This window comes from Streptomyces sp. NPDC057854 (assembly GCF_042797055.1).
Classification (GTDB): Bacteria; Actinomycetota; Actinomycetes; order Streptomycetales; family Streptomycetaceae; genus Streptomyces.
Genome location: NZ_JBHVMF010000010.1, coordinates 259,851 through 266,061 on the forward strand (window position 1 = coordinate 259,851; position 6,211 = coordinate 266,061).

4 protein-coding genes are annotated in these 6,211 nt (G+C 71.6%); all 4 read left to right on the plus strand.

Annotated elements, in window-relative coordinates; all coding sequences use genetic code 11:
* Positions 1 to 52: 52 nt before the first annotated feature.
* On the plus strand, positions 53 to 2,200 hold the full coding sequence (gene uvrB, locus ACFVQZ_RS17375; RefSeq protein ID WP_030492870.1) for an excinuclease ABC subunit UvrB: 2,148 nt from the start codon (positions 53 to 55) through the stop codon (positions 2,198 to 2,200).
* Between the two features lie 109 nt (positions 2,201 to 2,309).
* On the plus strand, positions 2,310 to 2,888 hold the full coding sequence (locus ACFVQZ_RS17380) for a TerD family protein (RefSeq protein ID WP_030492869.1): 579 nt from the start codon (positions 2,310 to 2,312) through the stop codon (positions 2,886 to 2,888).
* A gap of 120 nt (positions 2,889 to 3,008) precedes the next feature.
* Positions 3,009 to 4,916, plus strand: coding sequence for a TerD family protein (locus ACFVQZ_RS17385; RefSeq protein WP_030492868.1), 1,908 nt, complete (start codon positions 3,009 to 3,011; stop codon positions 4,914 to 4,916).
* A gap of 254 nt (positions 4,917 to 5,170) precedes the next feature.
* On the plus strand, positions 5,171 to 6,175 hold the full coding sequence (locus ACFVQZ_RS17390) for a TerC/Alx family metal homeostasis membrane protein (RefSeq protein ID WP_030492867.1): 1,005 nt from the start codon (positions 5,171 to 5,173) through the stop codon (positions 6,173 to 6,175).
* The last annotated feature ends 36 nt before the right edge of the window (positions 6,176 to 6,211 follow it).

Here is a 6,211-nt window from a genome sequence, read left to right on the forward strand (position 1 = left end):
GCCGTGCGGCGATCACCCCCCGACTGTCGGTGCCGGGTCGTACGGTGGTGGCATGCGGCCCGTTTCCAAGATCGAACGTTCGGTGGCGCCCTTCGAGGTCGTCTCCCCCTACCAGCCGAGCGGTGACCAGCCCGCGGCCATCGCCGAGCTGGACAAGCGCATCCGCGCCGGCGAGAAGGACGTCGTCCTCCTCGGCGCCACCGGCACCGGCAAGTCGGCCACCACGGCCTGGATGATCGAGAAGCTCCAGCGCCCCACCCTGGTGATGGCGCCGAACAAGACCCTGGCCGCGCAGCTGGCGAACGAGTTCCGCGAGCTCCTGCCGAACAACGCCGTCGAGTACTTCGTCTCGTACTACGACTACTACCAGCCCGAGGCGTACGTCCCCCAGTCGGACACCTACATCGAGAAGGACTCCTCGATCAACGAGGAGGTCGAGCGGCTGCGCCACTCCGCCACCAACTCGCTGCTCACCCGCAGGGACGTGGTCGTCGTCGCCTCCGTCTCCTGCATCTACGGCCTCGGCACCCCGCAGGAGTACGTGGACCGCATGGTCCCGCTCAAGGTCGGCGAGGAGATCGACCGCGACCAGCTGCTCCGCCGCTTCGTCGACATCCAGTACACGCGCAACGACCTCGCCTTCACCCGCGGCACCTTCCGGGTCCGCGGCGACACCATCGAGATCTTCCCCGTGTACGAGGAGCTCGCCGTCCGCATCGAGATGTTCGGCGACGAGATCGAGGCGCTCTCCACCCTCCACCCGCTGACCGGCGAGATCATCAGCGAGGACCAGCAGCTGTACGTCTTCCCCGCCAGCCACTACGTCGCCGGCCCCGAGCGCATGGAGCGGGCCGTCAACGACATCGAGCGCGAGCTCGAGGGACGGCTGGCGGAGCTGGAGAAGCAGGGCAAGATGCTGGAGGCCCAGCGGCTCCGCATGCGCACCACCTACGACATCGAGATGATGCGCCAGATCGGCTCCTGCTCCGGCATCGAGAACTACTCGATGCACTTCGACGGCCGCGAGCCCGGCTCCCCGCCCAACACCCTCCTCGACTACTTCCCCGAGGACTTCCTCCTCGTCATCGACGAGTCGCACGTCACCGTGCCGCAGATCGGCGCCATGTACGAGGGCGACGCCTCCCGCAAGCGGACCCTCGTCGACCACGGCTTCCGGCTCCCCTCCGCGCTCGACAACCGCCCGCTGAAGTGGGAGGAGTTCCAGGAGCGGATCGGCCAGACCGTCTACCTCTCCGCCACCCCCGGCACCTACGAGCTGTCCCGCTCCGACGGCTTCGTCGAACAGATCATCCGCCCCACCGGCCTCGTCGACCCCGAGGTCGTCGTCAAGCCCACCGAGGGCCAGATCGACGACCTGGTCCACGAGATCCGGCTGCGCACCGAGCGGGACGAGCGCGTCCTCGTCACCACCCTCACCAAGAAGATGGCCGAGGACCTCACCGACTACTTCCTGGAGCTCGGCATCCAGGTCCGCTACCTGCACAGCGACGTGGACACCCTGCGCCGCATCGAGCTGCTGCGCGAGCTGCGCTCCGGCGAGTACGACGTCCTCGTCGGCATCAACCTGCTCCGCGAGGGCCTCGACCTGCCCGAGGTCTCCCTCGTCGCCATCCTCGACGCCGACAAGCAGGGCTTCCTGCGCTCCGGGACCTCCCTCATCCAGACCATCGGCCGCGCCGCGCGGAACGTGTCGGGCCAGGTCCACATGTACGCCGACACCATCACCCCGGCGATGGCGCAGGCCATCGACGAGACCAACCGGCGCCGCGAGAAGCAGGTCGCCTACAACAAGGAGCACGGGATCGACCCCCAGCCGCTCCGCAAGAAGATCAACGACATCGTCGCCACCATCGCCCGCGAGGAGGTCGACACCGAGCAGCTGCTCGGCACCGGCTACCGGCAGGCGAAGGACGGCAAGGGCGCCAAGTCCCCGGTGCCCTCGCTCGCCGCGCACGCCCCGAAGGCCGGCAAGGCCGCCAAGGCCGGCGCCAAGGGCGGTGCGGCGCTGGAGCTGGGCGACCGGCCCGCCGCCGAACTCGCCGGGGTCATCGAGGAGATGACCGAGCGGATGCGCGCCGCCGCCGCGGAGCTCCAGTTCGAGGTGGCCGCCCGGCTGCGCGACGAGGTCGCCGAACTCAAGAAGGAGCTGCGTCAGATGAAGGAGGCGGGACTGGCGTGAAACGGGGGCGGCCCGGTGTGTTGCAAGACCGACACAAAACCGGGCCGCCCACGGCACGTTGTCAGTGGCCCTGCGTAGGGTGCTGCCACAACGACGAGAGGGGCAGCGCGTGACGGTCAACATGACCAAGGGGCAGGCCATCAGCCTGGAGAAGCAGGGCGGGGGCAGCCTCACCCAGGTGCGGATGGGACTCGGCTGGCAGGCCGCGCCCCGCCGGGGGCTCTTCGGCTCGCGCACCCGCGAGATCGACCTGGACGCCTCCGCGGTGCTCTTCGCCGAGAAGCAGCCGGTGGACGTCGTCTTCTTCCGCCACCTGGTCAGCGACGACGGCTCCGTCCGCCACACCGGGGACAACCTCGTGGGCGGCGTGGGCCAGGGCGGCGACGACGAGGCCATCCTGGTCGACCTCCAGCGGGTGCCCGTCCACATCGACCAGATCGTCTTCACGGTGAACTCGTTCACCGGGCAGACCTTCCAGGAGGTGCAGAACGCCTTCTGCCGGCTCGTCGACGAGACGAACGGGCAGGAGCTGGCGCGCTACACCCTGGACGGCGGTGGCCAGTACACCGCGCAGATCATGGCGAAGGTGCACCGCGCCGGCTCCGGCTGGCAGATGACGGCCCTGGGCAACCCGGCCAACGGCCGCACCTTCCAGGACCTGATGCCGGCGATCCTGCCGCACCTCTAGAACGACCGGCGGGGGCCGCACGGCACCGCGCCACCGCACCGCAGCTCCCGACGGGCACCGGCCCGCCGGGAGCTGCCCCGCATGACCGACCGAACAGCGCCGAGGGGAAGCAGAGTCCAGATGACGGCCGAGCTGGTCCGGGGGCAGAACCACCCCCTGCCCGACACCCGACTCGAACTCCGGGTGTCCGCAGGGCACCCGGTCGTCGCCGGGGCCACCCTCGGCGACGAGCACGGCCAGGTCGCCGGCGCCGAGTGGATCGCCCACCCCGGCGCCCCCGTGCGGCCCGGGGTCGAGGTGCCCGGCGGGGCCGCCGCCGAGCACCGCATCGCCGTGGACCTCGCCGCCCTCCCGGACTCCGTCCACCGCCTCTCCGTCCTCCTGGCCCTGCCGCCGGGCGCGGACGGCCCGGCCCGCTTCGGCACCGCCGCCGCCCCCTTCGTGTCCGTCGACGGCCCGGCGGGCGCCGCGGTCGCCACGTACACCATCACCGGCCTCGACCGGGAGTCCGCCGTCGTCGCCCTGGAGCTCTACCGTCGCCAGGGCGCCTGGAAGGTCCGCGCCGTCGGACAGGGGTACGAGGGCGGGCTCGCCGACCTCCTCGCCGACCAGGGCGCCCCGGACGCCGCCGGGCTCGCCGCCGCCGTCCTGGACGCGGCCGCCCCCGCCGGCGCCTCCGTGCCGCCGCCCCTCGTCCCCGAGACCGCCACCGCCGCGCACGACACCGCAGGCGCCTCAGGCACCACCGGCACCTCGGACACCACCACCATCAGCTACGCCCACCCCGGCCGCCGCCCCGCCTCCCCGCCCGCCGCCGAGCAGCCCCGGCCCGGCCCGGCCGCCGGCACCGGAGCCGTACCGCCGCAGCCCGCCGCGCCGCCGGCCGAGGCCCGTCCGGCGCCCGTCGCCGGGGACGCCACCGGCTGGACCATGGACGAACGGCTCTACAACCAGGTGTGGGGGATGTTCGAGGACCTGGCCCGGACCGTCGCCGCCTACCGCAGCGCCCGCGACTTCGCCGACCACCGCCTCGACCGCGCCATCGACCAGGTGCTCGCCGACCCCGCCACCCGCGTCGGCAGCGCCGGCGACGCCGCCCGGGCGCAGGCCCGCGCCGGCCACGAGGAGCTGATGAGCCGCGCCCAGGAGGCCCTCGACCGGGACCTCGCGCAGCTCACCGCCGAGTCCGAGGTCGTCGAACCCGCCCTGCCGGCCGCCTACGCCCGCTGGGACAACCCCGTCTGGCACGCCTACCGCGTCCCGGAGGAGCCGCCGATGGCCGTCCGCCTCGGCGACCTCCACCTCCCCGAGCGGGCCGCCCTCCGCATCCCCTTCCTGGTCCGCCTCCCGCTGGAGCGCGGGCTCTGGATCGACGCCGGACCCGGCCGGACCTCGGCGGCCGGCCTGCTCGACGAGGCCGAGCTGCGCCGGCTCGCCCTGGACAGCGCCGTCGCGCACACCGCCCGGCTGCTCGCCGCACACCCCGCCGGCGGGCTCACCGTCCATGTGCTCGACCCGGCCGGCAGCGGCGCCGCCGCCTTCGGGCCGCTGGTCGAGACCGGCGTCCTGGCCGCCCCGCCGGCCCGGGGCGCGGCCGGGGTCGGCGCCGTCCTCGGGCAGCTCACCGAGCGGGTGGACCTGTTGCAGATGGCGGTGCGCGGCGACGCCGCCGAGGACCTGCCGCCCGGCTTCGACGCCTCCCGGCAGCTGCTCGTCGTCCACGACTTCCCGCACGGCTTCGACGACCGGGCCGTCACCCGGCTGCGCTACCTCGCCGACGAGGGCCCCTCCGTCGGCGTCCACCTGCTGATGGTCGCGGACCGGGCGGACGCCGCCGCGTACGGACCGGTGCTCGACCCGCTGTGGCGCTCGCTGCTCCGGCTCACGCCGGTGCCCGACGACCACCTCGCGGACCCCTGGGTCGGCCACGCCTGGACGTACGAGCCGCCGACGGTCCCGCCGGGCAGCGCGGTGCTCTGGCAGGTCCTCGGTCAGGTCGCGGAGGGCCGGCGGCGCCACCTCGGCTGAAGCGACGCTGACCTGCGGTTTTGAGCCCTCTTTACCCTCTCCTTTACCTTCTCTTGGTTTTTCGGGTACGCTCTTCTGAGCGGAGGGGAGTACTCCCTGCATGCGGCGTACCCGTCAATACGGACGGATCAAGGACATCCGGTCCCGGGGCGCCGGCCCGGCAGTCGCGCGAGCGGCCCCGGGTGGAAGAGACCTCCGGCAGCGACGACGCTGATCAGTAGCCGTACGAAGCCGGAGGCGCAGTGGACGTTTCGATGACCATCTGGGTGGCGACCGTTCTCGGTCTGTCCGCCCTCATCGCGATCGACTTCTTCATCGGGCGCAAGCCCCATGACGTGTCGATCAAGGAAGCCGGAATCTGGACCGTGGTCTGGATCGCCCTCGCCGTCCTCTTCGGCGTCGGTGTCACGATCTGGGGCGGCGGCCAGGCGGGCGGAGAGTTCTTCGCCGGCTTCATCACGGAGAAGTCGCTCAGCGTCGACAACCTCTTCGTGTTCATCCTCATCATGGCGAAGTTCGCCGTGCCGACCCACCTCCAGCAGCGGGTGCTGCTGATCGGCGTGCTCATCGCCCTCGTCCTGCGGGCGATCTTCATCGCGGCCGGCGCCGCGATCATCGCCAGCTTCTCCTGGGTCTTCTACCTCTTCGGCGCCTTCCTCATCTACACCGCCTGGAAGCTCGTCAAGGAGGCCATGGCGGACGAGGAGGAGGACGACTGGGACGAGAACCGCCTGCTGAAGTCCATCGAGAAGAAGTTCGGCGTCGCGGACCGCTACCACGGCACCAAGCTCTTCATCGTGGAGTCCGGCAAGAAGGTCATGACGCCGCTCCTGGTCGTCATGCTCGCCATCGGCATGACCGACGTGCTGTTCGCGATGGACTCGATCCCCGCGATCTTCGGCCTGACCCAGGACCCGTACATCGTCTTCACCGCCAACGCGTTCGCGCTGATGGGTCTGCGCCAGCTGTACTTCCTCCTCGGCGGCCTGCTCAAGAAGCTGGTCCACCTCAGCTACGGCCTGTCGGTGATCCTCGGCTTCATCGGTGTGAAGCTGGTGCTGCACGCGATGCACGAGTCCGGCCTGCACGTCCCGGAGATCTCCATCCCGCTCTCCCTCTCCGTCATCTGCGGCGTGCTGGTCGTCACCACCATCACCAGCCTGATCGCCTCCAAGAAGCAGTCGGAGAAGGCCGCCCTGGAAGCCGCCGGGAACGACGGCGAGGGCAGCGACAGCAGCAAGGACAGCGTCGGGGCCTGACCCGCACCCCGCGACGCGAGACGGCGACGGCCGGCC

What these genes read in the sequence shown, in the direction of transcription:
- uvrB (WP_030492870.1), top strand. Translation starts at nt 53, where the DNA reads ATGCGGCCCGTTTCCAAGATCGAACGTTCGGTGGCGCCCTTCGAGGTC.
- ACFVQZ_RS17385 (WP_030492868.1), top strand. Translation starts at nt 3,009, where the DNA reads ATGACGGCCGAGCTGGTCCGGGGGCAGAACCACCCCCTGCCCGACACC.
- ACFVQZ_RS17390 (WP_030492867.1), top strand. Translation starts at nt 5,171, where the DNA reads ATGACCATCTGGGTGGCGACCGTTCTCGGTCTGTCCGCCCTCATCGCG.